The sequence below is a fragment of the Pedobacter sp. MC2016-05 genome (assembly GCF_026239735.1).
GTDB lineage: Bacteria > Bacteroidota > Bacteroidia > Sphingobacteriales > Sphingobacteriaceae > Pedobacter.
Genome location: NZ_JAPIVT010000003.1, coordinates 376103 through 401197 on the forward strand (window position 1 = coordinate 376103; position 25095 = coordinate 401197).

Genomic DNA, 25095 nt, shown 5'->3' on the forward strand with positions numbered 1-25095 from the left:
CTGTTGGCATAACAAAGTTTATCACTGATCAGGGTTAAACTACTTTTATTTATGAAAAGGACAAGAATCGTAATCATACACATTGTTTGCTGGCTAGTGGTATTGGCCTATCTGTATGGTGGGGCGCTGATAAAAGGGGTAACCTTGAGGCAATCGGCATTTGATATTTCGATGAATTTTATTCAAATAGTCGAATTTTATATCTGTTATCTATGGGTATATCCATATTTTTTAAAAAGAGATAAAATCCCTCAGCTTATTGGAGCAATGTTTTTTACCATTGCTGTTTTTATTGCTTCGCGATACCTCATTGAGCAGGTTTTTTACAAGCATTGGTTTGATATGCAAAACTATACAGATGATACACCAATATCGAAATACATTGCAGATAATATTTATTACAGTCTGGCATTTTTAGTTATGCCAGCAGCCGTTTACAGCGTGGAACAAAACTTTAAAACCGAAATTACCAATCGGAAGCTGAAAGCAGAAGTGGTTAAATCGGAATTGGCTTTTTTAAAATCGCAGATTAACCCACATTTTCTTTACAACACTTTAAATTACGTTTATTCGCTGGCCATTCCAGTTTCTGATCAACTTGCAAATGCGGTTTTGCGTCTTTCAGATTTGATGCGTTATACTTTAAATGAAAGTGTTGATGGCAAGGTGACGCTAAATAAAGAGGTTGAATATTTGGAAAGTTATATCGAGCTTTTTAGAATGCGTTTCGAGCCTAAATTCTATGTGATTTTTATTACTGAAGGCATAGCAGAACAAAAGTTAGCCGCTTTAATGTTAATTCCTTTTGTAGAAAATGCATTTAAGCATGGCGTTTTGAATGATGAGCAACACCCAGTCCGTATTAAGCTAAAAGTGCAGGCTAAACGATTGAGTTTTGAAGTGAGCAATAAGATAAATCGGGGGCAGAAAGACCATTCGAGTGGTGTGGGATTGGTTAATATTCAAAGGCGATTGGATTTAATTTATCCTGATCAGCATGAATTGCTGGTATCAAATAATGGGAATACTTATAAAACTACTTTGATACTGAATATATGATCCTGCAGATATTAAATAGACGAGCTAGCAAATTGATAGGTTTGGTCATCTTAGCTTTATACTCGTCTTGTGCTCCTATAAGAGCGGTGCGATGGTGGTCGCCAGATTTAAATGATAGTAGCAAATTTAAAAGTGCTAGGGTACGGCCGTCTAAATTACCCTTTCGATTTATCAACGGAAATGATCCTTCCAAATACCATGAATTAAAAATCTATTTAGATACATTTCTTAATCGCACAAATACCAATTCTTTTATAATAATTAAAAATGACACTATTGTATACGAGCATTTTGCAACTGGCGTAAATCAAGAGTCTTTACATCCAAGCTTTTCTGTTGCTAAATCGTTTGTAGCTACACTACTGGGTATCGCAATTGATAAAAAAGACGTTTTTTCAACAAAAGATTTAGTGATTAGATATTTACCAGAACTTGAAAAGAATGATGAGCGTTTCAAGAGGTTGACTATTCAGCATGTATTAGATATGCGCTCCGCTATTGATTATGATGAACACAAAGAGACCCCATTTTCTCCTATAACAAAATTATATTATGGTGCCTCTTTAAATAGTCAGGTTTCAAAACTCAAGATGAAAGGGGAGCCGGGCTTAAAATTTGAATATCAAAGCATAAATACTCAAATTTTGGCTGCAATTTTAGAGAAGGCAACAAATAGGAAACTGCAAGATTTACTAGCAGAATATTTATGGCAACCTTTAGGGGCAGAATCAAATGCCATTTGGAGTTTAGATAATCAAAAAACAGCAAAAGCATTTTGTTGTTTAAACGCAACTGCTCTCGATTTTGCGAAATTAGGGAGGCTTTATCTTAATCAAGGAAACTGGGAGGGCAAGCGCATTCTCTCTGCTAAATGGATTGAAGACACTACAAATCCCGATACACTCGAAAAACTTGGATATAAAAATCAATGGTGGGCTTGTTATGATTATCGTTATTTTAAGGATTTGAAAGGTGCCGAAGCTGCACTTAACAAGTTGAGTTTAAATACCGCTATTAAGAAAACTAAATACAATGGGTATTATTTCAAAGTGAAAGCTTTTGATTATACGGCTATTGGTATTTTAGGTCAATACGTATATGTCAATCCAAAAAATAATGTAATTATTGTGAGGATGGGTAACTATTCAAATAAACGAATTAACCTTGAAAATTTTATTCCTAAAATAGGGAGGCAACTTTAAAAACTACATATGGTAATCCGCTGTTTAGCTGTTGATGACGAATCTTACGCATCAGATATAATTGCAACCTTCATCTCTAAAACGCCATTTTTAGAATTGGTAGGAACCACAACTAATCCGTTTGAGGCACTAAGTTTAGTTCAGGAAGGCAAGGTTGATCTTGTTTTCCTTGATATTCAAATGCCAGAACTAACAGGTATACAGTTTTTAAAAATTTGTGGTGGAAAATGTAAGGTAATTTTAACCACTGCCTATCCTGAGTATGCATTAGATGGTTTTGATTTGGATGTTGTGGATTATCTGCTGAAACCAATATCTTACGAACGTTTTTATAAAGCGGCGATAAAAGCGCAACAAATTATTTCGCCTTCGCGGTACGAAGTCATCAATACCCCATCGCAAACAAGTGGAAACGATTTTGTTTTTATTAAGGGCGACACGAAAAATAAATTTATCAAAGTAAACTACGATGATATTTTATATATAGAAGGCCTGAAGAATTATGTGTCGGTTTACACCGCTACACAAAGAATCATTACTTATCAGGCCCTCAGGGAATTGGAAGTTGATTTGCCAAAGCCGCCATTTTATCGGGTACATAAATCGTACATCATTTCTTTGGAGAAAATCAAAATGATTGATGGAAATACAATTTACATCAATGATCAATCGATTCCGATTGGTGACACTTACAAAGAAGAATTTTTCAAAATTATAAAGGATCGAAAGTAGAATTGGACCCTGGATAAATAATTGACTGCGAATTTTCTAAAGATAAATTGAAAGCTGATGTTCGTTGGTATTGTGCGCAATTGACAGGCTAGCTTTAACAGGCCATTTAAGAATCGAACAATATTTGTTAAGTTTGCCGATACTAAATCAAACAAAAAATGCAAGAAACCAATTCGCTAAATCAGGTTGCTGAATTTCATACTACGTTTAAACATCCAATCTTAGAATCGCCTGTTATTCCTGCTAAACAAAGGGCAAACCTGCGTGTTGCGCTTCTGGCTGAAGAATTAAAAGAATTGCAGGAAGCAATTGAGAATGATGATTTGGTAGAGGTTGCCGATGCATTATGCGATTTGCAATACGTTTTAGCTGGAGCCATTCATGAGTTTGGTTTAGGTGGAAAGTTTAAAACGCTGTTTGATGAAGTGCATCGATCCAATATGAGCAAAGCTTGTAAAACTGTTGAAGAAGCAGAACTGACCATCAAACATTACTTCGATAAAGATCAAACAGAATCCTATTATAAAGAGGTTGATGGTTTGTTTTTAGTTTTTAGAAAAGCAGATGATAAAACGTTGAAGTCTATTAATTACTCTCCAGCTGATTTAAAATCACACCTGGTATAACATCTGAACATTGAAGATACTAAAACAGATAGTTGCAGATATTAAGACATCGGTTGTTGAACCAGGAGAAAATCGAGATGCACTGATTCGTAAATTCGTGCTTTACTCTCCAAAAATGCCGCTCCGATTACATCAGGAGCAGCTTATTGCCGAAGCGAAAAAGTTTAACTTATCTGTGTATGACGAATACTTTAAGTCAAGCGACATTGCGATTAACTGTTTTAGCTGGGGCGATGGCAAGACCAAAATATTGCTTACTCACGGTTGGGCTTCTAAAGCACTCGATTTTTACGAGCTGATTATGGTGCTCCGCAAATTAGAAGATGTAGAAATAATTGCTTTCGATGCACCCGGAAACGGAAGTTCGGTTTCAGAACTTTCCAATCTCATACTTTATAAAGATTCGGTTAAGGCGATTATAGAAAAATATGAAGTTGTCGATTTCGTAATTGGCCACTCCCTGGGCGCTATGGCCAACATTTTGGCGTTACAAGATTTAGCTATTCAACCAAAATTGTTAATGAGCATTGCTCCTTTAATCAAACTGAAAGAAAATTTTGTGCAGAGCTTGGAATCTATAGGTGTGAATCAAGCAGATCAGGATATTTTCTTTAGCAATTTTGAGCTTGAAGTGAAAGTCCCTGCCAACCATTTCAATCTGTTAAATCTGTATCATTTGGATGCGTCGATTAAGCATTTAGTAATTTACGATCCAGAAGATCACATCTCACCTTACCCTTATCTGCAGGATTTTTTAACTCAGAACAAAGAGATCACAGCAATTAAATTTGAGGATATGGGTCATTTCAAAATTATTAAATCGCCGGAGGTAATTTCATTAATTGTTGGCGAAATTACGACGAGAATAAATTAAAGGTTGGTTCGGAGGTTGCCCATACCGCCATCAATATTGATAATCTGACCAGTTACCCAGTTGCTTTCATCGTTTAATAAAAATGAAATTGCTGCGGCTATATCTTCTGGTTGCCCATATTTTCCAAGTGGATGTCTTTTTGCCGATGCTGTTTTTTTGTCGTCAGTGTTTAATAAGCTAGCTGATAAACGCGTATCGGTAAGTGACGGTGCTACTGCATTTACCCGAATGTTTACAGGCGAAAACTCTGCTGCTAAAGATTTTGTCAAACCTTCAATACCTGCTTTCGCAGTCGAAATACTGCTGTGAAATCCCATCCCCGTTGTTGCCGCAACCGAACTTATCAAAACAATTGAAGCAGAATTGGCTGCTTTCAGATTTTTAAACGCTTGCTGAATTACTTTAGCGGCTCCAACCACGTTTAGGCGGTAGTCATTCAAAAAATCATCTTCCGAGACCCTACCAAAAGGTTTTAAAGTAATGCTTCCTACAGAATACACCAAACCATGCAATGTTTCAGGTAAAAAATCAGCTAACGCATTTACGTCTTGCAAAACGTCTAATTCCTGATGTTTAACTTGTGCTGGCCATTCCTCGCTTATTGTTCTGGATGCGGCGTAAACTGTTGCCCCTTTTTCTGTCAGGCTTTTTACCAAAGCCAATCCAATTCCTGAGCTTCCTCCAACCACTAAAATGTTCTTATTATTAAAATCCATGATAGCTATACTTCAAAAAGGCCATTTTAGTTTGGTAGTTCGAATATTATAGCATAATGGAGAGGTTATGCTCTAAAAATCTTCACAGATGTGGATAAAGTAAATCACGTAAACAAAGCGACGAAATTTCCCGGAATAGAACTTTTGAAGTGGGAACAGGGAAATATCACTTCGAATACGAAGTAACAAATAAGTTGCTACAGATATCTTGCAAATGGGCACTATTAACCGTCGTAAGTCTACCCGAATAAACGATGGATTGTCGCCTTCCGGTTTAATCGGTCAGGTTTGAATTTTCAGCGATTAACATGACAGTGCATAACAGTAGAGGTATCCTTATTTTCTATTTTAGACCAACCAAATATTTAAAATTAGAGCATGCAGGCATTTTTAGGCGTTATTTTTCACTTCATCGGCGGTTTCGCCTCCGGGAGTTTTTACATACCATATAAAAAGGTAAAAGGTTGGGCCTGGGAAAGCTACTGGATAGTTGGCGGCATTTTTTCCTGGCTAATTGTTCCACCTTTAGCAGCTTATTTAACCATTCCGAACTTTGCTGATATTATTGCCACAGCGGAAGGAAAAACTTTAGCATTGGCTTATTTCTTTGGCATTCTTTGGGGCATTGGAGGTTTAACTTATGGCCTTGGTGTTCGTTACCTCGGCGTTTCATTGGGTAGCAGTATTATTCTTGGGCTTTGCATGGTGCTCGGTTCAATTTTGCCTTCTATTTATTTCGATGTTTTTCCGCAGGAAGGCAAAGATACTTTCACGATGTTTTTGCAAACCGATTGGGGCCGAATGGTATTGCTCGGGCTGATCGTTTGTGTACTTGGAATCGTGATTTGCGGTAAAGCCGGAATGATGAAGGAAAAAGAAATTAACACGGGTGTTACCGATCCACATGGTTTGGAAGTAAAAACGGAGTTTAAATTCGGGTTGGGTTTATTCGTTGGTATCGTTTCAGGTGTTTTAAGTGCTTGTTTTAATTTCGGTATCGAAGCCGGTAAGCCATTGGCTGATGCCGCAAATTCTATCTGGAAAGCAGCAAACCCATCAGAAACCGGTAATTTTCTTTTCTCCAATAATGTTACTTACATCATTGTACTTTGGGGCGGTTTAACTACCAACCTTATTTGGTGTATGATTTTGAACGCCAGAAATAAAACATTCGGCGATTATACCAACGCAAAAACACCACTCTTAAAAAACTATATATTTTCAGCACTTGCAGGTACCACCTGGTTTCTACAATTCTTTTTTTACGGAATGGGAGAGAGCAAAATGGGCAATGGCGCAAGTTCATGGATATTACACATGGCCTTCATCATCTTAATTGCCAATGTTTGGGGCTTGGTGTTAAAAGAATGGAAAGGCGTATCCAGAAAAACATTCATTACGGTGTTGGCTGGGATCATCACCATCATTGTTTCCGTGCTAATTGTAGGTTACGGTAATTCACTTAAAGGATAAATCACAAAAAATAAAAAATACGATAATGTCGATCGAAACGAAAAATTATAAACACGTAAGCTATTTGTGGAATGAAGAGGAAGCCGCGAAACTAGCTGGCGATGAAGTAGCTTTACTAATTTACCGTTCAAATTTATTAGGTGCCGATTTGCGCTTAACCAACTATGGTGGTGGAAATACATCATGTAAATTGATGGAGAAAGATCCTTTAACAGGTTCGGAAACCGAAGTAATGTGGGTAAAAGGTTCCGGTGGCGATTTGGGCACTTTGAAAAAAAGTGGATTAGCAGCGCTTTATGTTGACCGCTTGCGTAGTTTGAAAAATATTTACCGCGGTGTGGAGCATGAAGATGAAATGGTTGAATTGTTCAATCACTGCATTTTCGATTTGAGCTCAAAAGCACCATCAATTGATACTCCGTTGCATGGCTTTTTGCCTTTTGCACACATCGATCACTTGCATCCGGATGCAGCGATCGCGATAGCGGCAGCAAAAGATGGAAAGAAAATTACCGAAGAGCTTTTCGGCGGTACAATTGGATGGGTAGAGTGGAAAAAACCTGGTTTCGAACTGGGATTAACACTGAAAAAATGTTTAGATGAAAACCCAGGTATCCGCGGAATTATGTTGGGTTCTCATGGTTTATTTACCTGGGGAAATACTGCTTACGAAAGTTACCTGAACACTCTTGATGTAATCGAAATTTGTTCAGAATACCTGGCGCAAAATTATGGCAAAAAAGGTCCGGTATTTGGCGGACAAAAAATAGAAAGTGCTGATGCGGAAAGCCGTAAAAAACAGGCTGCTAGTTTAGCTCCAATTTTACGTGGATTATGTTCGTCAAAACAACACATGATTGGTCATTTCACTGATGACGTTCGTGTGTTAGAGTTCACCAATTCTAATGATCTTTCTCGTTTGGCGCCAATGGGAACAAGTTGCCCTGACCATTTTTTGAGAACGAAAATCAGTCCGCTGGTTTTGGATTTAAAAACTGATGCAGATTTATCGGATACAAAAGCAGTAAAAGAAATGCTTTTGCCGGCTTTTGAGGCATATCGGGCAATGTATACTGATTATTACGAAACTTGTAAACATGATAACAGTCCAGCTATTAGAGACACAAATCCGGTGGTAATCTTATATCCTGGAATCGGAATGTTCACTTTCTCGAAAGATAAACAAACGGCAAGGGTAGCTGCCGAATTTTACATCAATGCCATTAATGTAATGAAAGGTGCTGAAGCCATTTCAGAATATACTTCATTACCGCATCAGGAAGCTTTTAACATCGAATATTGGTTATTAGAAGAAGCAAAACTGCAACGCATGCCGAAGCCAAAGCCCTTAACTGGAAAAATCGCTTTGATTACCGGTAGTGCTGGTGGTATTGGAAAAGCAATTGCAAAAAAATTCGTTGCTGAAGGTGGCGTTGTTATTTTGAATGACATGAATGCCGAGCGTTTAGCAGAAGCCGGTGCTGATTTCGAAAAACAATTTGGAAAAGATTCATACAGTACTGCGGTTCTAAACGTAACCAGTCAGGAAGATATCGATGGCGCATTTGCTGCTGCAGCTTTGGCTTTTGGAGGTATCGATATCGTAGTGAACAATGCTGGTTTATCCATTTCTAAAACAATCGGCGATCACACTGAAAAAGATTGGGATTTACTATACGACGTATTAGTTAAGGGTCAGTTCTTTATTACGCAAGCGGCTACCAAAACGATGCAAAAGCAGGATATTGGTGGCGACATCATCAATATTGTAAGCAAAAACTCATTGGTGAGCGGACCAAACAATGCAGGTTACGGAAGTGCGAAAGCGGCGCAATTGCATTTAAGCAGATTAAATGCTGCTGAATTGGGTGCTGATAACATCCGTGTGAATGTGGTTAATCCTGATGCTGTAATTAGCGATAGTAATATCTGGGCTGGCGGATGGGCTGAAGGTAGAGCAAAAGCCTACGGAATTACCGTTGCCGAACTGCCTGCATATTACGCAAAACGCACGTTGCTAAACCAGATTATTTTACCTGATGATATTGCAAATGCATGTTTCGCATTTGTAGGTGGCTTGTTAAGTAAATCTACCGGCAACATGTTAAATGTTGATGGTGGCGTAGCAATGGCCTTTGCCAGATAAAAAAGACGCCGTTATTGCGAGGTACGAAGCAATCTCATTCTGGCTAAAATTTTAGTAAATATAAATTGCTGCCCCTCGATCTGTGTCCTCAAAGACCGAAAAAAGTAAGTGAAGTAAACGATCTTTGGAAACACATATCAAGAATCATATTTAAAATTAGTTTTAGTAAGTTGTTCTCTCGGTCTGTGGTTCGCCACAGACTGGAAATGACTTTAAAAATTCTCAATCTACATTGAGGATCAAATCAAAGCGATTTATCGCTTAATTATTAACCTAACAAAACCAAGTATTCTCATGAATATCGAGCAGAACCAAATAGAAAAACACAATGATTCCCTTATTAGTTCACATCAGCGCAAGCTCAACTTTCTAAAAGAAGATTGGTCGCATGTTGATTTAGAAAGTGTAATCCAGAAATTGATTGATTTTCAGATTGCGATTCCATCATGGGCTTTAGGTACTGGTGGTACACGTTTCGGTCGTTTCGCCATTACAGGCGGCGAGCCCCGCACAATTGAAGAAAAAATTGAAGATGTTGGTTTGCTTCATGCATTAAATGGGGCAAGCGGTGCTATATCGCTTCACATCCCTTGGGATATCCCGCAAAATGCAGAAAGTTTAAGAAGCCTTGCAGCGGGCTACGGACTGAAGTTCGACGCTATGAATTCAAACACTTTTCAAGATCAGGCTGGTTCGGCACATAGCTATAAATTTGGTTCCTTACAAAATGTAAATAAAACCATTCGCAAGCAAGCAATTGAGCATAACATCGAAGTAATTAAGCATGGTGTGGCGCTAGGTTCTGATGCATTAACAGTTTGGCTGGCCGATGGATCTTGTTTCCCTGGTCAGTTAAATTTCCGTAGGGCATTCGAAAATATATTAGAAAGTTTAGAAGAAATTTATTCGGCTTTGCCGGCAGATTGGAAATTGTTCGTAGAATATAAAGCATTCGAACCAAATTTCTATTCCACAACGGTTGGAGATTGGGGTCAGTCGCTGCTTTACGCAAGTAAATTAGGTAAGCAAGCTTATACCCTGGTAGATTTGGGTCACCATTTACCAAATGCAAACATCGAACAAATTGTTGCCTTGCTTTTGATGGAAGGAAAGTTAGGTGGTTTCCATTTCAACGATTCCAAATACGGTGATGATGATTTAACTGCCGGAAGTATCAAGCCTTATCAATTGTTCCTCATTTTTAATGAGCTAGTTGAGGGTATGGATGCAAAAGGAATGAACCATGCTAAAGATTTAGGATGGATGATAGATGCCTCTCACAATGTGAAAGACCCTTTGGAAGATCTACTACAATCGGTAGAAGCCATTATGATTGCTTATGCTCAAGCCTTATTGGTAGATCGTAAAGCTTTAAATGCTGCCCAGGATAATAACGACGTGGCAAAGGCACAGGAAATTTTACAAAATACTTTCCGTAGCGATTTAAGAGCTTTAGTGGCTGAAGCAAGGTTAAGAGCTGGAGCAGCTTTGGCTCCGATAAGCTTGTACCGCGATTTGAGTGTGAGATCAAATTTAGTTAACCATAGAGGAATTACTGTAGCAACAGGTTTATAAAAAAGGGAGCTAAAGAGATGCCAAAACCGGTTATTGCAATATTTGACGTTGGGAAAACGAACAAAAAACTTTTTCTTATTGATGAAAATTATCAGATTGTTTACGAACGTTCAGCCCGTTTCGTAGAAACTGTGGATGAAGATGGTGAGCCATGTGAAAATCTGGAGAGCCTGAAATCCTCGGTTTACGATTCTTTGCATCAGGTTTTGCAAATGAAAGAGTTTGACGTTAAAGCTGTCAATTTCTCTACCTATGGCGCCAGTTTTGTGTATCTCGATGAAAATGGATCACCCTTAACACCGCTTTATAATTATCTGAAGGAATATCCAGAAGAATTAAAAAAAGAATTTTATGCAAAATACGGCGGCGAGGAAAAGATCTCTTTAGAAACTGCCTCGCCAATTTTAGGCAGTTTGAATTCTGGAATGCAGCTTTACAGACTTAAAAAAGAGCGACCTGCTTTATTCGACAAAGTGAAGTATGCGTTGCATTTGCCACAATACTTGAGCTTCTTGATTACCGGTAAAGCCGTTAGCGATATCACCAGCATTGGCTGCCATACACAACTTTGGGATTTTAACCAAAATCAGTATCATCAATGGGTTACTTCAGAAAAAATTGAGGAGAAATTTGGTGAATTTACGCCTGCCGATTCAAGCATCGCAACCACGTTTAATGGCGCAACGTTTCAGGTTGGCGTTGGTTTGCATGATAGTTCAGCCGCCCTAATTCCTTACCTGGCAAACTTTAACACGCCATTTATTCTAATCTCAACGGGTACCTGGTGCATCAGTTTAAATCCTTTTAATCAAGGGCCGCTTACTAAAGAAGAATTGAAACAAGACTGCCTTTGTTACATGCATTACAAAGGCAAACCGATTAAAGCTTCCCGAATCTTTGCGGGCTACGAACATGAGGTGCAGTTAAAACGTATTGCTGAGCACTTCGATAGAGCCGCTTATTTATTTAAGCACCTGAAGTTTAATCCTTCCATGATTTTAAAGCTGGCCAATAAAGTACCAGAAAACTTAACTGCTCAAACAGAGTTTTCTGCCAATTCCGCGTTCCCGGATCGTGATTTGAATCTTTTTCAAACTGCTGAAGAAGCCTACCATCAGCTTATTTTTGATCTGGTAAAGCAACAGATTTATTCTTTAAACCTGGTTCTAAATTCAGGCGTAAAAAGAGTATTTGTCGATGGAGGATTTGGTAAAAATGCCATCTACATGCACTTGCTGGCCACCTCTATTCCTGATATTGAGGTTTATGCATCTTCGGTTTCGCAAGCCACTTCCATTGGAACTGCACTCGCGATTAACGATGCCTGGAATGAAAACCCGGCACCAACTGATATGATTCAGCTCAAATATTACTCTGCAATTCAACGGACGATATAGAGGCATCTCGGATGCGAAATCATTGGGGATGCAAATGGGTATCTAAAGCTCTTTAACACAGTAAGCTGAGTGGCTTAATTGTGTTAGGGTTACAAAAATGAGCGGAATGAAATAATCTCTAATTTACCCGACCTCAAACCACATTAATTTGCTATATTCGGGCTTAGAGCCAGCATATAGTGAAAACAGACGACCTAATTTCCTTAATTCAGATTGATGAATATTCATCAACGCCAAAGTATAAGCAACTTACTAATGCGATACTAAGTGGCATCGAATCTGGCAAACTAAAAAAAGGAAGTTTGTTGCCATCAATTAATGAGCTCAGCTTCAGTCTGGAAATGTCGAGAGATACGGCAGAAAAAGGTTATCGTAATTTACGTAAACTTGGCGTTGTCGATTCTGTTCCTGGTAAAGGATATTTTATTACCAACATAGATTTTTCCAGAAAACTCAAAGTTTGTTTGCTATTCAATAAACTGAGTACCCACAAAAAGATCATCTATGATTCGTTTACGAAAGCAATTGGAGAAAAAGCAGCTATAGATTTCTATATCTATAACAACGACTTTGCATTCTTCAAAAAAATGATCATCTCTAAAATTGACGACTACACCCATTTTGTCATCATACCGCATTTTTTAGAAGGGGGTGAAAATGCCCACGAAATTATCAACACCATCCCAAAAGAGAAATTAATTATTTTGGATAAGTTGCTACCAGGGATTACCGGCGATTTTGCAGCTGCTTATGAAAACTTCGCTCAAGACATTTATGCTGCCTTAGACCAGGCCTTGCCACGATTATCTCAGTACAGTACAATCAAAATTATTTTCCCAAAAAACAGTTATTTTCCACAAGAAATTTTAACGGGTTTCTATCGATTTTGCCAGCAATATGCTTTTGATCACAAAGTGATTCATAATATTAAGGAAGAAGAAATAAAGCCAGGCGAAGTTTATATCAACCTGATGGAAGATGATTTGGTAACGCTAATAGAACGATTAATTGTCCTTAAACTAAAAATCGGACGAGATGTTGGTGTAATTTCTTACAACGAAACCCCTCTCAAACGTTTCATTCTAGATGGAATAACCACTATCTCTACAGATTTCCATGAGCTTGGTACACAGGCAGCAGAATTTGTATTAAATGGAAAAACCGAAAAACTCGAAGTTCCATTCTACTTAAATCTTCGTAATTCACTTTAATTTTTTTGGTTGATTATTTGCTTAAACACGAAGAAATTTATGCTTAAAGTATATTTATTAAGGCACGGAGAAACTGCTTATAATGTAGATGGAAACCGCTATTGCGGTAGAACTGATATCGAATTGACGACAAAAGGGCTCAGGCAGGCAAAATTTATTTGCGATCAGCTGAGCGATATGAAAATTGATGCAGTTTATTCTTCTCCACTGCTTCGTGCAAAAAGAACCGCCGAAATTGCATCTGGAAAAAGAGAGGTGTTTGTAGATAATCGATTAATTGAAGTCGATTTTGGCAATTGGGAAGGCAAAACGAAAGCAGAATTCATTGCAGAAAATGCTTCATTGTGGAGCAATTGGATGGATGCTCCCGAAATCAATAAAGCAGGTGGAACCGGAGAATCGGCTATAGAGATTGTAGATCGGGTAACCAGCTTTTTTGATGGAATGATGTTGAAACATCGTAACCAAACCATCATGGTTGTTGGGCATAACGGCATCAACCGCATTTTTATGGCCAGCAAACTCGGAATGCCCTTAAAAAATTATCGCCAGTTGGCGCAGCAAAATTCATCGATAACGGAAATTGAATTTGATGATGACGGCGTAATGATGCTTAAACTTTTAAACAGCAAAATATAGTTCGAAATGAAAACTACCATAAAAGCAATCCTTTTGACCAAGCTTGTTTTTGCCACAACTATTTGTGTATTTGCACAAACCAATATCAACACGCTAAAAATTAAAAACGTAAACGAACTGCGTGAATTTTTTAAATACACAGGAAAAACTATACCCATTATTAGCGGCCACAGGGGTGGTACGGTTAAAGGTTTTCCAGAGAACTGCATTGCCACTTTTGAAAATACGCTGAAATTTACACCAGCTTTTTTTGAGATTGATCCGCGGCTCACTAAAGATAGCGTTTTGGTTTTAATGCATGATGCTACGCTTGACCGAACTACAAACGGTACTGGTAAGGTAGCGGACTATACTTTTGCCCAGCTTCAAAAATTTAGATTGAAAGATTCAGAAGGGCATGTTACGAAGTACAAAATCCCGACCCTGAAAGAGGTAATTGATTGGAGTGCTGGTAAAACAGTGGTTAATTTAGATCGTAAAGATGTGCCTTTGGAAATGCAGGAACGAATCTTAAAGGAAAATCCCAATAAAGTAATCATGATTACTATCCATGATGCCCAACATGCTAAGTTTTACTACGATCAAAATCCTGACCGGATGTTTTCTGCTTTTGTGAAAACTAAGAAAGCTTTATCGGAATACCAGGCTGTAGGCATTCCCTGGAAAAGCATGATTGCTTATATCGGGCCAACTAACAAACCTGAAAATAAAGAGCTTTTTGATATGCTGCATGCCCGCGGCGTGATGTGTATGATATCTGCAGCACCCACTTACGATAAGTTGGCGACAAAAGAAGAACGGGCTAAAAATTATAGAGAAACCTTTGAACAGGGAGCAGATATTTTAGAATCGGATTTGCCCATTGAAGTGGCTGAGGCCATTACAACGCTCCAGCCAAAAAATAATCCGAAAGCCAGGTTTATGGGCAAAGTAAACCTTAAAAAATAATTACCAATACATTGTCCCAGAATTAGCAAAACCCGAATGCGTAGATGTAAGCCCTAATTAATTAATCAGCAATGATGACTTTGACGCCCTTTTCTTCAATTTGATTCACGATAAATTCAGAAATGCCGTTATCGGTGATGATGTAATGAACCTGTTCGAAGCCACAAACCTTGCCGAGGCCACGCTTATCAAATTTGCTACTATCGGCCATAATTACAACAGTTTGGGCAGTATCTATCATTTTTTGGTTAAGTGTGGCTTCGGCTAAATTGGTAATCGAGAAACCAAAATCCATATCGATGCCATCTACTCCTAAAAATAGTACACCACAAGATATTTCACTTAGTACCCGTTCTGCATATGAGCCGGCTACTGATGAGGAGTTGGAGCGAATTAAACCGCCGAGCTGTAAAACCTCAACGTTAGGGCGTGTGCTCAACTCCAAGCCCACTTTTAGCGCAGGAGTGATGACCGTTAAATGCTGATTTGGGTATAGACATCTGGCCAATTCAAAAACCGTTGTTCCAGAACCTATAGTGATAGAATCATTTTTTTCAATTAAAGAAAGGGCTGCTTTTGCAATCTTTTGTTTCTCATCAGCGTTGATGAATGCTTTTTCATTAATCGTCCGTTCGTTTGCATAGGGATTGTTAATCGATCCACCTCCACGAGTTCTGAAAAGTAAATTTTTATCTTCTAAAAGTTTTAAATCTTTTCTAATGGTAACTCCAGAAACTTCCATCAAATCGGTAAGCTCGATGATGCTTACTTTTCCGTCTTCCTTTAATTTTTTTAAGATGAATTCGTGTCTGTCGGTAATGTTTTTCATGGACAATATTCGGTTTGGAGCTTAATTTATTTAATGTGAACAAACATAATTTAAAATCAGAGGATTCAAAATTATATTTAGTTAAATTACCTTTCAATGTGTTTATGTTAAATTAACTTTCGAACAGGCTGTTGGTAAAAACTTCCCAGCCTATTGCGTCATTATCGCAGGGTAAATGTATTTTTATCCATTATTTCCAATTTAAATGAGTGAAGAGAATCGCAGCGATCAAACGATAGAAGTAAATCCTTACGACTATATACTTGAGAATTTTAATCTCCAATATTTGAGTGCCATCGTAATTTTAAAGCATTTAAATCAACAGATACATACCGATGTAAAAGGGTTTTACGGTTTAGTTGCAGAACAAATTGAAATTGATTTTGCCGCTTTCAGTAGCTACGACTCTGCGGCAGTTTTCCCCATTGTTCAGGTTCAGCAGAATGAAAAAAATGTAAAACTTTCTTGCCGTTGCGAAACACCAAAAACTAAGTTATGTGAACATCAGGCGCAGGTTTTATACAACATTTTGTATCGACAAGAATTATTGATTTTTTTCGATAAAAACCTCAGAAAACAGCAGCTGCTCAAAATTGCAGTAAATTACGGGTTAGAATATGAGAAAGATCTGGAGTCGATTTTTAATTTGACTTTACAAGATGGTGAAATAAAAATCAAACCGAAAATTGAAGCACTGCAACCTTTCAATCGCGAAGCGAAAGAACAACTCGAGCAAATGTTGTTGCCAAAGGAGACAGGTAAAAAGCCGAACGTTGATGCTGGTAATCTGATTTTAGTTTTGGGGCAACACCGCTACTACAACAATTTAACTTTAGAGCTTTTTGAGGCGCAGATTACCAAAAACGGAAAGGTAAAAAATCCATTAAAAAGTGTAAATCCCAATACCCATATTTTTAAGGCGGAAGAAGGCGACGTATTAAAATTTTATAGTGGAGTTGCTGCTTTTCAACAAAATTATAACAACGAACAAAGTGAAGAAGAAATTAACGCTTTAAAGGCCGTTGTTAAAAATCCTTTAAATTTACCTTGCTATATTCAAAGCAATAAGCAATCTTCAGCCATTCAGGCATCAACAATAGCTGCCGTAACTGTTAAAGCAATGGAAGTTGATTTGCGCTTAACTGTTAATCAAAAAGGCGATTTCTTTGAAATTACCGGGCGCTTAAGCATCGAAGGGAAATCCTATGAACTTGATCAGTTAACGATGGTCCATCAATATTTTATCCAGCTCAAAGATCAGCTTTACCTCATTACCCGGTTGGATTTGTTGCGGATAATTGGATTTTTCAAGAAGCAAAGTAATCGCTTAATCCTTCATAAATCGAAATATCCTGAGTTCCAAAAAACAATTTTAGTGCAGTTGGAAGGAAGCATTCATGTAGATTATTCCTACTTAAAGCCTGCAACAAAAAAACAAATTGAAGAAAAGGGTTTTGATTTAGAAACCGAGCAGCTGATTTACCTATCCGAATCGGAAGATTTTATTCTCATCACTCCGGTAATGCGCTACGGAAATCAGGAAATTCCGGTACTTTCGAAAAAGCAGATTCAGGCACAAGATAAATTGGGAAATGTTTTTACTGTTCATCGTGATGATCATGCTGAATTACAGTTTATTGGCAATTTGTTAAAGCAGCATCCCTTTTTTTACGATCAGGAGAGTAATGATTCCTTTTACCTTCATCGGAAAAGATTTTTAGAGGAAGCCTGGTTTTTAGATGCATTTGAAACCTGGCGGAATAAAGGAATCCACATTCTGGGCTTCAATAAGCTGAAAAATAATAAACTTAATCAACACAAAGCAAATATTAACATTGAGGTTTTAAGCGGAACCGATTGGTTTGAAACCAAAGTGGAAGTAAAATTTGGAAAGCAAAAAGTCGCCTTAAAGCATTTGCATAAATCAGTCAGGAACAAGAGCAAATTTGTTACCCTCGACGATGGCACGCAAGGTATTTTGCCGGAAAGCTGGCTGCAAAAATTTACCGATTACTTTAACGCTGGTGAATTAACTGAAGATGCTATATTGACGCCAAAAATTAAATTTGCCACCATTAACGAGCTTTATGAAGATGCTTTGCTTGATGGTGAAGTTAAAAATGAGCTTCAATCTTATCGCCAGAAGTTTGAAAATACCGATTCGATAACGGAAGTTGAAGTTCCAGTGACTTTACAAGCCACTTTAAGGCATTACCAAAAAGATGGCTTAAACTGGCTCAATTTTCTGGATGATTTTAATTTTGGATCTTGTCTGGCCGATGATATGGGCTTGGGTAAAACGATCCAGATTCTCGCTTTTATCCTTTCTCAGCGAGATAAAGTAAAGCACAATACTAATCTTGTTGTTGTGCCAGCATCTTTAATTTTCAACTGGAAAGCTGAAGTAGAAAAATTTGCCCCATCAATAAAGGTAAAAACGATTTATGGCAGTGAAAGAACTAAAACTACCGATACTTTCGATCGCTTTGAGCTGATATTAGCCTCTTACGGGACTTTGCTTTCTGATATTCGTTTTTTGAAAGATTATCGCTTTAACTACATCTTTTTGGATGAATCGCAAAACATTAAAAACGCTGAATCGCAGCGATACAAAGCAGTTCGGTTGTTGCAATCGCGGAATAAAGTTGTGATGACCGGTACACCGATTGAGAACAATACTTTTGATTTATACGGGCAATTGTCTTTTGCCTGCCCGGGTTTATTTGGCAGTAAACAGCAATTTGCTGATTTATATTCTACCCCGATTGATCAGTTCAAAGATAAGCGACGAGCAGAGGAACTTCAGCAGAAGATCAGGCCATTTATTCTTCGAAGAACCAAAGAGCAGGTAGCTACAGAACTTCCTGATAAAACAGAAATCATTTTATACTGTGAAATGGGAGCGGAGCAGCGAGAAGTTTATGAGGCAAACAAAAAGGAAATTCAGGATTATATTTTAAATAAAACTGAAGACGAGCTGCCCAAAAGTTCCATGCACGTGTTAAAAAGCATTACTCAATTGAGGCAGATTTGCAATTCTGCAGCCTTGTTGGCCGATGGAAAATCTTACTTACAGGCATCATCAAAAATCGATGTGCTTTTGGAACAAATAGAAAACAAGGCGTTAAACCATAAAATTTTAGTGTTTTCTCAGTTTGTAACCATGCTCGATTTAATTAAAAAACAACTCGAAAAACGTCATATTAAATATGAGTATCTGACTGGACAAACCAAAAATCGGGAAGAAGTTGTTCAATCTTTTCAGCAAAATAATGATATTCCTGTGTTTCTGATCAGTTTGAAAGCAGGAGGAACAGGTTTGAATTTAACCCAGGCAGATTATGTTTATCTCGTTGATCCATGGTGGAATCCTGCGGTTGAAAATCAAGCCATTGATAGAGCTTACCGCATTGGGCAACATAATAATGTAATGGCAGTAAGGCTAATTTGCCCGGATACGATTGAAGAAAAAATTATGAAATTGCAAGCTACAAAAAAGGATCTGGTTAAAAATTTGATTCAAACCGATGGTGGATTTTTTAAGAACTTAAGCAAAAAGGAATTATTGGGGCTGTTGAGCTGATTAAATCTCGATCAACGCTTGGTCATTCTGAGCGCAGCGAAGAATCTGTTAAATCAAAGATCCAACATTAATAACTTATAGATTTTGTTTCAGGTGTTGCGGCAAGTTGAGATAGCGCTTTGTGTAGGTTAGGGATTCTTCGCTGCGCTCAGAATGACAGGTTTTTTGAAGCGTGAGCTAGAAACTAAATTAGAATCTGGAAATCGTATTTTAACCACTCAGGAACGTTAACACTTTCCACAACCTTCCAATCTTTCATTTCGTCTGTAAAAAAGGGTTCCATTAAACCAGATGTTTTCGCCGTCTCGGTGTAAAACTCCTTTTTTGTGGGATGGTGAGGAGAGCAAGCGTTATAAATCCGTCCGTAAGCCTGTTTGTCTAAAATTGCAACCGCAATACCAACAGCATCAGTTTGATGGATGAGATTAACAGGTGCTAAACCATTTGGAACATCAGTTTTGCCAGCAAAAAACCTGCCGGGGTTTCTATTAGGCCCAATCAATCCCGCGAAGCGAATAATGGTAAACTGATCTGGTAGAGAAGACTTTAAGATGTTTTCTGCAGACAATACTACCTTCCCCGAATCGGTATCGGGATGTGTCTCGCTGTTTTCGTTTACTGTTTTATTTTCATCAGCATATACACTTGTCGAGCTGATTAATACGACCTGTTTCGATTTATCTTTGGCGGCTGCCAAAATTGATTTTATCTTTTGAGGGTAATCAAGAAGTTCAGTAGAGTTTCTTTTTGGAGGAATGCAGATAAAAAGCGCATCCGCATCAAAGAATTCGTTGTCGGCTATAATTTGCTCAGCTGTGAAATTGATTAGGAACGGATTAATTTTCTCTTCTGCAAGTAAATCAAGTTTTTCGGCCGAAGTGGTAGATCCTTTCACTTCGTAACCAAGCTCAACTAATTTCTTTGCAAAAGCAAAACCAAACCAGCCGCAACCTAAAATGGAAATCGTTTTCAATTGAATTTTAGTATTTAGTATTGACTAACAATCGGATAAGAAAACAGTTTTGAAATCGGTTATCCCTTACCCAAATTGTAGCAAGCCCTGCATCGTGGCTCATAACTTTCTTTTTCGCCGAGTAAAACGGTAGCTTCATCAGCAACTGTCCGGTAACTGTAAAGCGCAGGGTTGCCACAGCAAACACAAACGGCATTTACTTTTGTAACATGCTCGGCAATGGCCATCAAAGCGGGCATGGGTCCAAAAGGTTTGCCCGTAAAATCCATGTCGAGCCCGGCAACAATAACTCTGATGCCTTTGAGCGCTAACTTATTACAAACATCCGGAAGTTCATTGTCGAAAAACTGGGCCTCATCAATGCCTACAACCTGGGTATTGGTTCCCAATAGTAAAATGGCCGAAGCGCTATCAACAGGAGTGGAGTTTATGGAATTTAAATCATGAGAAACCACTGCACTTTCATGATAGCGGGTATCTGTCCGAGGTTTGAAAATCTCTACATTCAGCTTAGCAATTTGGGCTCTTTTTAGTCGGCGGATTAGCTCTTCAGTTTTTCCAGAAAACATAGAGCCACATACCACTTCAATACTTCCTGAAAATTCTCCCCTTCTTCTAAAATTCTGTTCGCTAAATAACATGCCTTATTTTTTATAACCCGGTGGATTCTCTTTAATTTTAAACCGAACAAATATCATAAGATTGTACATATCGAGGTTATTACTATATTTGAGTCACATTGAGTGATAATTGAGTGACAAAATAAATAACGCTAAATATGGAAAACTTTAAATTTACTGCTCCGTTTTTGAGCAGTAAAGATAGTAAAAAATGGATGGTCAGGTATAAAATTGAGTACCCAAACCAGAAGCCAGAATACAGAAAAGAGTTTGGAAAACGCTACAATCTAAGTATCAACGGAAAAGATTTAAAACTATCTCAAAGAAAAGAAAATGCTGAACTTCTAATGGCTGCAATTCTTTCAGAATTAGAACTTGGGATTGACCCAGAAAATTCATCAATCGGCTATCAGCAGGTGAAATTGAAAGCACTTGAAGCGGAAAAGAAATACACGTTAAAGTACAATTTTGATTTCTATTTCTCAAAGATGGGATATGATAAACCCACCGAGAAACAAAAAGATAGTGCTAGAAATATCAGAATGTTTTTTGAAAACCAGTTTATCCCGTATTTCACTTCAATTAAGATTAATGATGTTAGGGAAATAACAAAGCAATCTTTAAGAAATTATTTAGACTATCAACATGCTACAGTATGGGAAGCATCCAGTGTGAATGTCAGAAAGGGTTGGATTAGTGCATTTTTAGGTAAGCTTGTTGAATTTGATATTTTACCCATCAATCCAATAGCTGGAATAAAAAACTACAAAACCAATGGCGTAAAGAAAACTAGATTCCAAACTTTCAGTGAAAAAGAAATTGAAACTATTTTTAGCTACTGTAAAGAAAATAAGCTAATTAGACTGGAATTATTTTTGAAAATCATTTACTATGCCTATATCCGTAAATCAGAAACCAGAAGATTAACATTTGAACATTTAAATTTAGTTGGAAAACAATTTGAAATTTCTGGTGACATCACCAAGAAAGGTGATGATGATAAAATCTATAAAGTCAAAATGCATCCAGAATTACTTGATGTATTTGGAAGATATATCAAGCACTATAACTTTAATCCCAATGACCCAACTAAGGTATTAATGAGCCTTACCAAGCGCAACAAACCTTTAGCAGTAAACTTTATCCAAGGGGATTTTGATAGTATGTTAGAAGCAGTTAAAATCGCTAATCCTAGTCTATTTAATAAACAAGGTCAAACAATTTATTCATTTAAGCATTCTGGTGTGCAGCACCGTTATAACAAATTGAAACCGGAAATAGGTGGTTCTAAAGCATTAGATTTTGTAAGGTCGCAGTGTAGACATCAGCATCAACATACAACAGAAATCTATCTACAAAATATAGGTTGTGACATTGCACCCGATGATAACACTAATTATTTTTTATAGCTGAATCTAAAGCCCTTTTAGCTAATATTCCATTAAGCCTTTCTTTTTTGGAAGGCTTTTTTGTTTTAGGTTCTTTATTTTTTATAACAGTTGAAGACATTGCTATTGTATGCAAATCATTCATCTGCTTCTGCATAAGACCTATCTGTAAACCTTTTAGTAAATTATTTTCAATTTTTAATCTATCTAATTGTTGAATTAATTCCTCTGAATTTCTCGATAGGTAGTCATTTTCAAAGATGTTGCCGACTAGGTAGTTTGGTTTCATTATAGTACTAATTTAGTTAAATCAATCCTTACTGGTTTGTTAGCTATGTCAAGCTTTTTTTGTGTTACTTGAATATGGTTATGCATCATGCCACATACTTCATAGTTTTCATCGATTTCTAGTAATTTTAAGGCATGTTGTAGTCCTGTTAATAGTTTTTCTTCAATCATTATTTTAAGTTGTTTGTGTTGCTGCAAATGAGATAATAAATGTGTGTGGAAACCAAATAAAAATTGAAATATCTTTTATCAACTATATGAATTTCAGATTTGCCTGACAAAACTGACCACAACCTTAGTGAAAAAACTAAGACTAGTGTAGTATCAATAAGTAATAAAAGATTGAAGAAAGAGAAAAACTCATTCAATAGTAATAAATACAATCATAGTAAAATCACTAAGACTATAAATTATATACAATAGCAATAGTAAAATTACTATGATATGGACATTAGTAAATTTTTTAATTAAAAAAACTACGATTAAGAATTATAAATACAATGGTCTTAGTGATTTTACTATGGGTGGGTGTGAACGAGGTTACGAGTGAATAATCTTCTCAACTTCTTTTATTACTTATTGATACTACACTAGTCTTAGTTTTTTCACTAAGGTATGGGTATTAGTAATTCTGCTTTTCAACTTGACTTTTCTAATCCTTGATATATACTTGATAAATAAGATATCAAAAATATTATTAAATAATCTGGTCACTTTTCAATTTGACTACTATTTATCAATATAAGATTACTTACAAATTTTTCTGGTAATTCTAGTTTTGGGTTGGTTGCTACCAAATTGACCAACCCAGAACATTAGTTGGTAGCTAATGAATGACCCAGAGACTAATAGAAATTATTAAGAAAAAAACAATGACAATTACATTAAACACACCGACAAATTTTGATTTAGCACTATGTGGTACATTCAATCACACAAAACAGATTCACAAGATAATTTGGTTAATCCATGAAACAAATTACCAAACAATACACAAAGGGAAGTTGACGATGCACAAAGAAACTTATTTCAAATTTTTAGGTCTTTCTGGTGCAGATTTAAATAAGATGTTAGCACTGCTAATCAACCAAAATATAATTACCCAAACCACAATCGGTAACAACGTAAAACAAACCTTATCCCAATTTATAATCAATAATCCCTTCAAAGCGGAAGATGCAAGAAAGCATCTCTATGATACAGATGATACCAAATGTCCTTTATTCATCAAACGCTGGGCTTTTGATAATTGCAGAGTAAAAGTAGATTCAAGTTTTGTAAAGCCAGAAGTGCAACCAAGAATAAAAAAATATGTGACCGTTGGCGGTAATGTAGATGAAAAAGATTTATTAATTCAAAAACTTCAACAAGAAATAGAAGAACTAAAGGCAAAACTAAAAGCTACAATTTTACCTAATGTAGAGCCACCAGTTCAATTATCTTCAACAAAAGATGTAACTATTTCATTAACAAAAATAATTGCAAGGAACGGTATAGAATTGAGTACAGACTTAACACTGGATGCAGACACTATAGACTTGATTAAAAAAAAATATTCAAAAGCACTACCTCATATCTTTATAAATGGCAAAATCTATGAAGTTAATGATGGTGTGTTGTCTCTTTATATGGCAAAAACAGCCTAGCTAGAAGTAAGCTTTGTCATATTAAATTACTATTCAAAGCTAATTTTAACAATAAAAATTTTGTCATCATTCTGGAATTCCAAGGTAAATTAAGAAAAATGCCTTGGCAAGCTGGAATCAAAGTTTTAGGTAATTGAAAGTTTGTTTTTACTTTCATTAAGATATTGAAAATTTGAGTACTTCCAAGTTTATTTTGATAACTTTTTTTTACACAAAACCCTAGTTATGTTTGCATTATGAAAGGAAAAAATATGAAAACATTACAAGAACAAGGTGTATCAGTTATCACCCAAACCAGAACTATTTTAAGTGCAAAATATGGTTACATCATCAATGCCCCATATACTGATGAATTTACTGAATTAACGAGTAAAGATAATGCAACCAGTATTTTATTGTATGAAGCCGATGGTGCTATATCATATAATGTTGGGTTACAAAAACCAAATGAAAAGAAACAAGCCGAGGTTATGCAATTAGTAAATGATGTATTAGATATTGTTCACATTTTAAATTAAAAATTATATGCAAAGTAAACTTACCTACGTGCCAAAAGACGAGATTAATACAATTGAAGAAACGTTTCAATTGATAAAGAAAATTGAATTTGAAGAACTGCAAAAAAGATGTAAAAGGTTAAGTGGTTCTTATAAGCTTGCCAGTGCTGGCTTAATAAACAATGAAAATACATTTGTAAATCGAGGTTTAACTATTAAACACTTTGCTGGATTTGTTTCAATTAGTGGTACATCTTTACAAGAAATAATTGAAGCAGCTTGGATTATTGATATAGGTATGAGTTTTGAAGAAAACCTACTTAAAGATATCAGTTAAATAACTTAGTTTCTTCAACTTCCAAAGCATTTGCAATACGTGCGACCATAGTGACAGTTGTGTTAACTAAAGCCCGTTCAATTCTGCTGATGGTTGTGTAATCAACTAAACAGATTTCTGCCAGTTGTAAGATAGTTAACCCTTTCTGTTTACGGTAAAGCTTAACATTAACCCCAAATTTTTTTATTGTTATTTCATCTTGTGGATTCATTAACCACAAAAGAATACAAAAAATACAGTAAAAAATATGGCGCATGTGCAGAAATTAGCAGAAATTATTATAGTTTTGTTTCCATAAATTAATTATCAATCGAGGGAAACAAAACCTGATTTTAG

The 25095-nt window shown here is 36.7% G+C and carries 24 protein-coding genes; 17 read left to right on the forward strand and 7 right to left on the reverse strand.

Features of this window, described 5'->3' with window-relative positions; genetic code table 11:
- Window positions 1-51: 51 nt before the first annotated feature.
- The 5 genes from OQZ33_RS06855 (at window position 52) to OQZ33_RS06875 (ending at window position 4493) form a co-directional block, all read left to right on the forward strand.
- Window positions 52-1059 carry a sensor histidine kinase gene (locus OQZ33_RS06855; protein ID WP_265798306.1) on the forward strand — a complete coding sequence of 336 codons (1008 nt, stop codon included), beginning with the start codon at window positions 52-54 and terminating at the stop codon, window positions 1057-1059.
- The gene (locus OQZ33_RS06860) at window positions 1056-2261 is read left to right on the forward strand and encodes a serine hydrolase domain-containing protein (RefSeq protein ID WP_265798307.1); all 1206 of its coding nucleotides are present in this window, start codon (window positions 1056-1058) and stop codon (window positions 2259-2261) included. Before OQZ33_RS06855 ends, OQZ33_RS06860 begins: the two co-directional genes overlap by 4 nt.
- A 9-nt stretch (window positions 2262-2270) precedes the next feature.
- Complete coding sequence (locus tag OQZ33_RS06865) at window positions 2271-2993, forward strand: LytR/AlgR family response regulator transcription factor (RefSeq protein WP_265798308.1); 723 nt, start codon at window positions 2271-2273, stop codon at window positions 2991-2993.
- A gap of 158 nt (window positions 2994-3151) precedes the next feature.
- Window positions 3152-3619: a nucleoside triphosphate pyrophosphohydrolase family protein gene (locus tag OQZ33_RS06870; protein WP_056851782.1), complete on the forward strand. Its 468-nt coding sequence runs from the start codon at window positions 3152-3154 to the stop codon at window positions 3617-3619.
- A 10-nt stretch (window positions 3620-3629) separates the two neighbouring features.
- Window positions 3630-4493 (forward strand): alpha/beta fold hydrolase, encoded by an 864-nt coding sequence (locus OQZ33_RS06875; RefSeq protein ID WP_265798309.1) that lies wholly within the window; start codon window positions 3630-3632, stop codon window positions 4491-4493.
- Here OQZ33_RS06875 and OQZ33_RS06880 read toward each other — a convergent pair.
- The gene (locus tag OQZ33_RS06880; RefSeq protein ID WP_265798310.1) at window positions 4490-5209 is read right to left on the reverse strand and encodes an SDR family NAD(P)-dependent oxidoreductase; all 720 of its coding nucleotides are present in this window, start codon (window positions 5207-5209) and stop codon (window positions 4490-4492) included. The genes OQZ33_RS06875 and OQZ33_RS06880 overlap by 4 nt on opposite strands.
- Before the next feature lie 378 nt (window positions 5210-5587).
- On the opposite strand from OQZ33_RS06880, the gene rhaT reads away from it, so the two are divergent.
- The 7 genes from rhaT (at window position 5588) to OQZ33_RS06915 (ending at window position 14598) form a co-directional block, all read left to right on the forward strand.
- Window positions 5588-6682 (forward strand): L-rhamnose/proton symporter RhaT, encoded by a 1095-nt coding sequence (gene rhaT / locus OQZ33_RS06885; protein ID WP_265798311.1) that lies wholly within the window; start codon window positions 5588-5590, stop codon window positions 6680-6682.
- Between the two features lie 25 nt (window positions 6683-6707).
- Window positions 6708-8828, forward strand: a complete 2121-nt coding sequence (locus OQZ33_RS06890) for a bifunctional aldolase/short-chain dehydrogenase (RefSeq protein ID WP_265798312.1) — start codon at window positions 6708-6710, stop codon at window positions 8826-8828.
- A 294-nt stretch (window positions 8829-9122) separates the two neighbouring features.
- Window positions 9123-10403 carry a TIM barrel protein gene (locus tag OQZ33_RS06895; RefSeq protein ID WP_265798313.1) on the forward strand — a complete coding sequence of 427 codons (1281 nt, stop codon included), beginning with the start codon at window positions 9123-9125 and terminating at the stop codon, window positions 10401-10403.
- A 17-nt stretch (window positions 10404-10420) separates the two neighbouring features.
- On the forward strand, window positions 10421-11800 hold the full coding sequence (locus OQZ33_RS06900; protein WP_265798314.1) for an FGGY-family carbohydrate kinase: 1380 nt from the start codon (window positions 10421-10423) through the stop codon (window positions 11798-11800).
- Window positions 11801-11979: 179 nt separating this feature from the next.
- Window positions 11980-13011: a GntR family transcriptional regulator gene (locus OQZ33_RS06905; RefSeq protein WP_265798315.1), complete on the forward strand. Its 1032-nt coding sequence runs from the start codon at window positions 11980-11982 to the stop codon at window positions 13009-13011.
- 39 nt (window positions 13012-13050) lie between these two features.
- Complete coding sequence (locus tag OQZ33_RS06910; protein WP_265798316.1) at window positions 13051-13650, forward strand: histidine phosphatase family protein; 600 nt, start codon at window positions 13051-13053, stop codon at window positions 13648-13650.
- 6 nt (window positions 13651-13656) lie between these two features.
- A complete protein-coding gene (locus OQZ33_RS06915; protein WP_265798317.1) occupies window positions 13657-14598 on the forward strand; it encodes a glycerophosphodiester phosphodiesterase family protein in 942 nt (313 codons plus the stop codon).
- 61 nt (window positions 14599-14659) lie between these two features.
- Here the strand turns inward: OQZ33_RS06915 and OQZ33_RS06920 are convergent, their stop codons facing one another.
- Entirely contained in the window at window positions 14660-15427 is a 768-nt protein-coding gene (locus OQZ33_RS06920) for a DeoR/GlpR family DNA-binding transcription regulator (protein ID WP_265798318.1), read from the reverse strand.
- A 205-nt stretch (window positions 15428-15632) separates the two neighbouring features.
- Between OQZ33_RS06920 and OQZ33_RS06925 the strand changes: the two genes are divergently transcribed.
- Entirely contained in the window at window positions 15633-19010 is a 3378-nt protein-coding gene (locus OQZ33_RS06925; protein ID WP_265798319.1) for a DEAD/DEAH box helicase, read from the forward strand.
- A 184-nt stretch (window positions 19011-19194) separates the two neighbouring features.
- Here the strand turns inward: OQZ33_RS06925 and OQZ33_RS06930 are convergent, their stop codons facing one another.
- Entirely contained in the window at window positions 19195-19983 is a 789-nt protein-coding gene (locus OQZ33_RS06930; RefSeq protein WP_265798320.1) for an SDR family oxidoreductase, read from the reverse strand.
- Between the two features lie 59 nt (window positions 19984-20042).
- Complete coding sequence (locus OQZ33_RS06935) at window positions 20043-20624, reverse strand: thymidine kinase (RefSeq protein ID WP_265798321.1); 582 nt, start codon at window positions 20622-20624, stop codon at window positions 20043-20045.
- 137 nt (window positions 20625-20761) lie between these two features.
- On the opposite strand from OQZ33_RS06935, the gene OQZ33_RS06940 reads away from it, so the two are divergent.
- Window positions 20762-22012: a tyrosine-type recombinase/integrase gene (locus OQZ33_RS06940; RefSeq protein WP_265798322.1), complete on the forward strand. Its 1251-nt coding sequence runs from the start codon at window positions 20762-20764 to the stop codon at window positions 22010-22012.
- On the opposite strand, the gene OQZ33_RS06945 is transcribed toward OQZ33_RS06940, so the two are convergent.
- Both OQZ33_RS06945 and OQZ33_RS06950 read right to left on the reverse strand, forming a co-directional pair.
- Window positions 21996-22280, reverse strand: coding sequence for a hypothetical protein (locus tag OQZ33_RS06945; protein ID WP_265798323.1), 285 nt, complete (start codon window positions 22278-22280; stop codon window positions 21996-21998). The two genes, OQZ33_RS06940 and OQZ33_RS06945, sit on opposite strands and share 17 nt — an antisense overlap.
- Complete coding sequence (locus tag OQZ33_RS06950; protein ID WP_265798324.1) at window positions 22280-22450, reverse strand: hypothetical protein; 171 nt, start codon at window positions 22448-22450, stop codon at window positions 22280-22282. The genes OQZ33_RS06945 and OQZ33_RS06950 overlap by 1 nt, the downstream gene beginning before the upstream one ends.
- 701 nt (window positions 22451-23151) lie before the next feature.
- Between OQZ33_RS06950 and OQZ33_RS06955 the strand changes: the two genes are divergently transcribed.
- The 3 genes from OQZ33_RS06955 to OQZ33_RS06965 all read left to right on the forward strand — a co-directional run bounded on the left by OQZ33_RS06955 (window position 23152) and on the right by OQZ33_RS06965 (window position 24759).
- A complete protein-coding gene (locus OQZ33_RS06955; protein WP_265798325.1) occupies window positions 23152-23925 on the forward strand; it encodes a hypothetical protein in 774 nt (257 codons plus the stop codon).
- Window positions 23926-24176: 251 nt separating this feature from the next.
- Window positions 24177-24443 (forward strand): hypothetical protein, encoded by a 267-nt coding sequence (locus OQZ33_RS06960; RefSeq protein ID WP_265798326.1) that lies wholly within the window; start codon window positions 24177-24179, stop codon window positions 24441-24443.
- Between the two features lie 7 nt (window positions 24444-24450).
- Window positions 24451-24759 carry a hypothetical protein gene (locus OQZ33_RS06965; RefSeq protein ID WP_265798328.1) on the forward strand — a complete coding sequence of 103 codons (309 nt, stop codon included), beginning with the start codon at window positions 24451-24453 and terminating at the stop codon, window positions 24757-24759.
- Here OQZ33_RS06965 and OQZ33_RS06970 read toward each other — a convergent pair.
- On the reverse strand, window positions 24752-24970 hold the full coding sequence (locus tag OQZ33_RS06970; protein WP_265798329.1) for a helix-turn-helix domain-containing protein: 219 nt from the start codon (window positions 24968-24970) through the stop codon (window positions 24752-24754). The genes OQZ33_RS06965 and OQZ33_RS06970 overlap by 8 nt on opposite strands.
- Between the last annotated feature and the right edge of the window lie 125 nt (window positions 24971-25095).

Coding starts and splice junctions, on each gene's coding strand:
- OQZ33_RS06855 (WP_265798306.1), top strand. CDS start 52: ATGAAAAGGACAAGAATCGTAATCATACACATTGTTTGCTGGCTAGTG.
- OQZ33_RS06860 (WP_265798307.1), top strand. CDS start 1,056: ATGATCCTGCAGATATTAAATAGACGAGCTAGCAAATTGATAGGTTTG.
- OQZ33_RS06865 (WP_265798308.1), top strand. CDS start 2,271: ATGGTAATCCGCTGTTTAGCTGTTGATGACGAATCTTACGCATCAGAT.
- OQZ33_RS06870 (WP_056851782.1), top strand. CDS start 3,152: ATGCAAGAAACCAATTCGCTAAATCAGGTTGCTGAATTTCATACTACG.
- OQZ33_RS06880 (WP_265798310.1), bottom strand. CDS start 5,209: ATGGATTTTAATAATAAGAACATTTTAGTGGTTGGAGGAAGCTCAGGA.
- rhaT (WP_265798311.1), top strand. CDS start 5,588: ATGCAGGCATTTTTAGGCGTTATTTTTCACTTCATCGGCGGTTTCGCC.
- OQZ33_RS06890 (WP_265798312.1), top strand. CDS start 6,708: ATGTCGATCGAAACGAAAAATTATAAACACGTAAGCTATTTGTGGAAT.
- OQZ33_RS06895 (WP_265798313.1), top strand. CDS start 9,123: ATGAATATCGAGCAGAACCAAATAGAAAAACACAATGATTCCCTTATT.
- OQZ33_RS06900 (WP_265798314.1), top strand. CDS start 10,421: ATGCCAAAACCGGTTATTGCAATATTTGACGTTGGGAAAACGAACAAA.
- OQZ33_RS06910 (WP_265798316.1), top strand. CDS start 13,051: ATGCTTAAAGTATATTTATTAAGGCACGGAGAAACTGCTTATAATGTA.
- OQZ33_RS06915 (WP_265798317.1), top strand. CDS start 13,657: ATGAAAACTACCATAAAAGCAATCCTTTTGACCAAGCTTGTTTTTGCC.
- OQZ33_RS06920 (WP_265798318.1), bottom strand. CDS start 15,427: ATGAAAAACATTACCGACAGACACGAATTCATCTTAAAAAAATTAAAG.
- OQZ33_RS06925 (WP_265798319.1), top strand. CDS start 15,633: ATGAGTGAAGAGAATCGCAGCGATCAAACGATAGAAGTAAATCCTTAC.
- OQZ33_RS06935 (WP_265798321.1), bottom strand. CDS start 20,624: ATGTTATTTAGCGAACAGAATTTTAGAAGAAGGGGAGAATTTTCAGGA.
- OQZ33_RS06940 (WP_265798322.1), top strand. CDS start 20,762: ATGGAAAACTTTAAATTTACTGCTCCGTTTTTGAGCAGTAAAGATAGT.
- OQZ33_RS06945 (WP_265798323.1), bottom strand. CDS start 22,280: ATGAAACCAAACTACCTAGTCGGCAACATCTTTGAAAATGACTACCTA.
- OQZ33_RS06950 (WP_265798324.1), bottom strand. CDS start 22,450: ATGATTGAAGAAAAACTATTAACAGGACTACAACATGCCTTAAAATTA.
- OQZ33_RS06955 (WP_265798325.1), top strand. CDS start 23,152: ATGACAATTACATTAAACACACCGACAAATTTTGATTTAGCACTATGT.
- OQZ33_RS06960 (WP_265798326.1), top strand. CDS start 24,177: ATGAAAACATTACAAGAACAAGGTGTATCAGTTATCACCCAAACCAGA.
- OQZ33_RS06965 (WP_265798328.1), top strand. CDS start 24,451: ATGCAAAGTAAACTTACCTACGTGCCAAAAGACGAGATTAATACAATT.
- OQZ33_RS06970 (WP_265798329.1), bottom strand. CDS start 24,970: ATGAATCCACAAGATGAAATAACAATAAAAAAATTTGGGGTTAATGTT.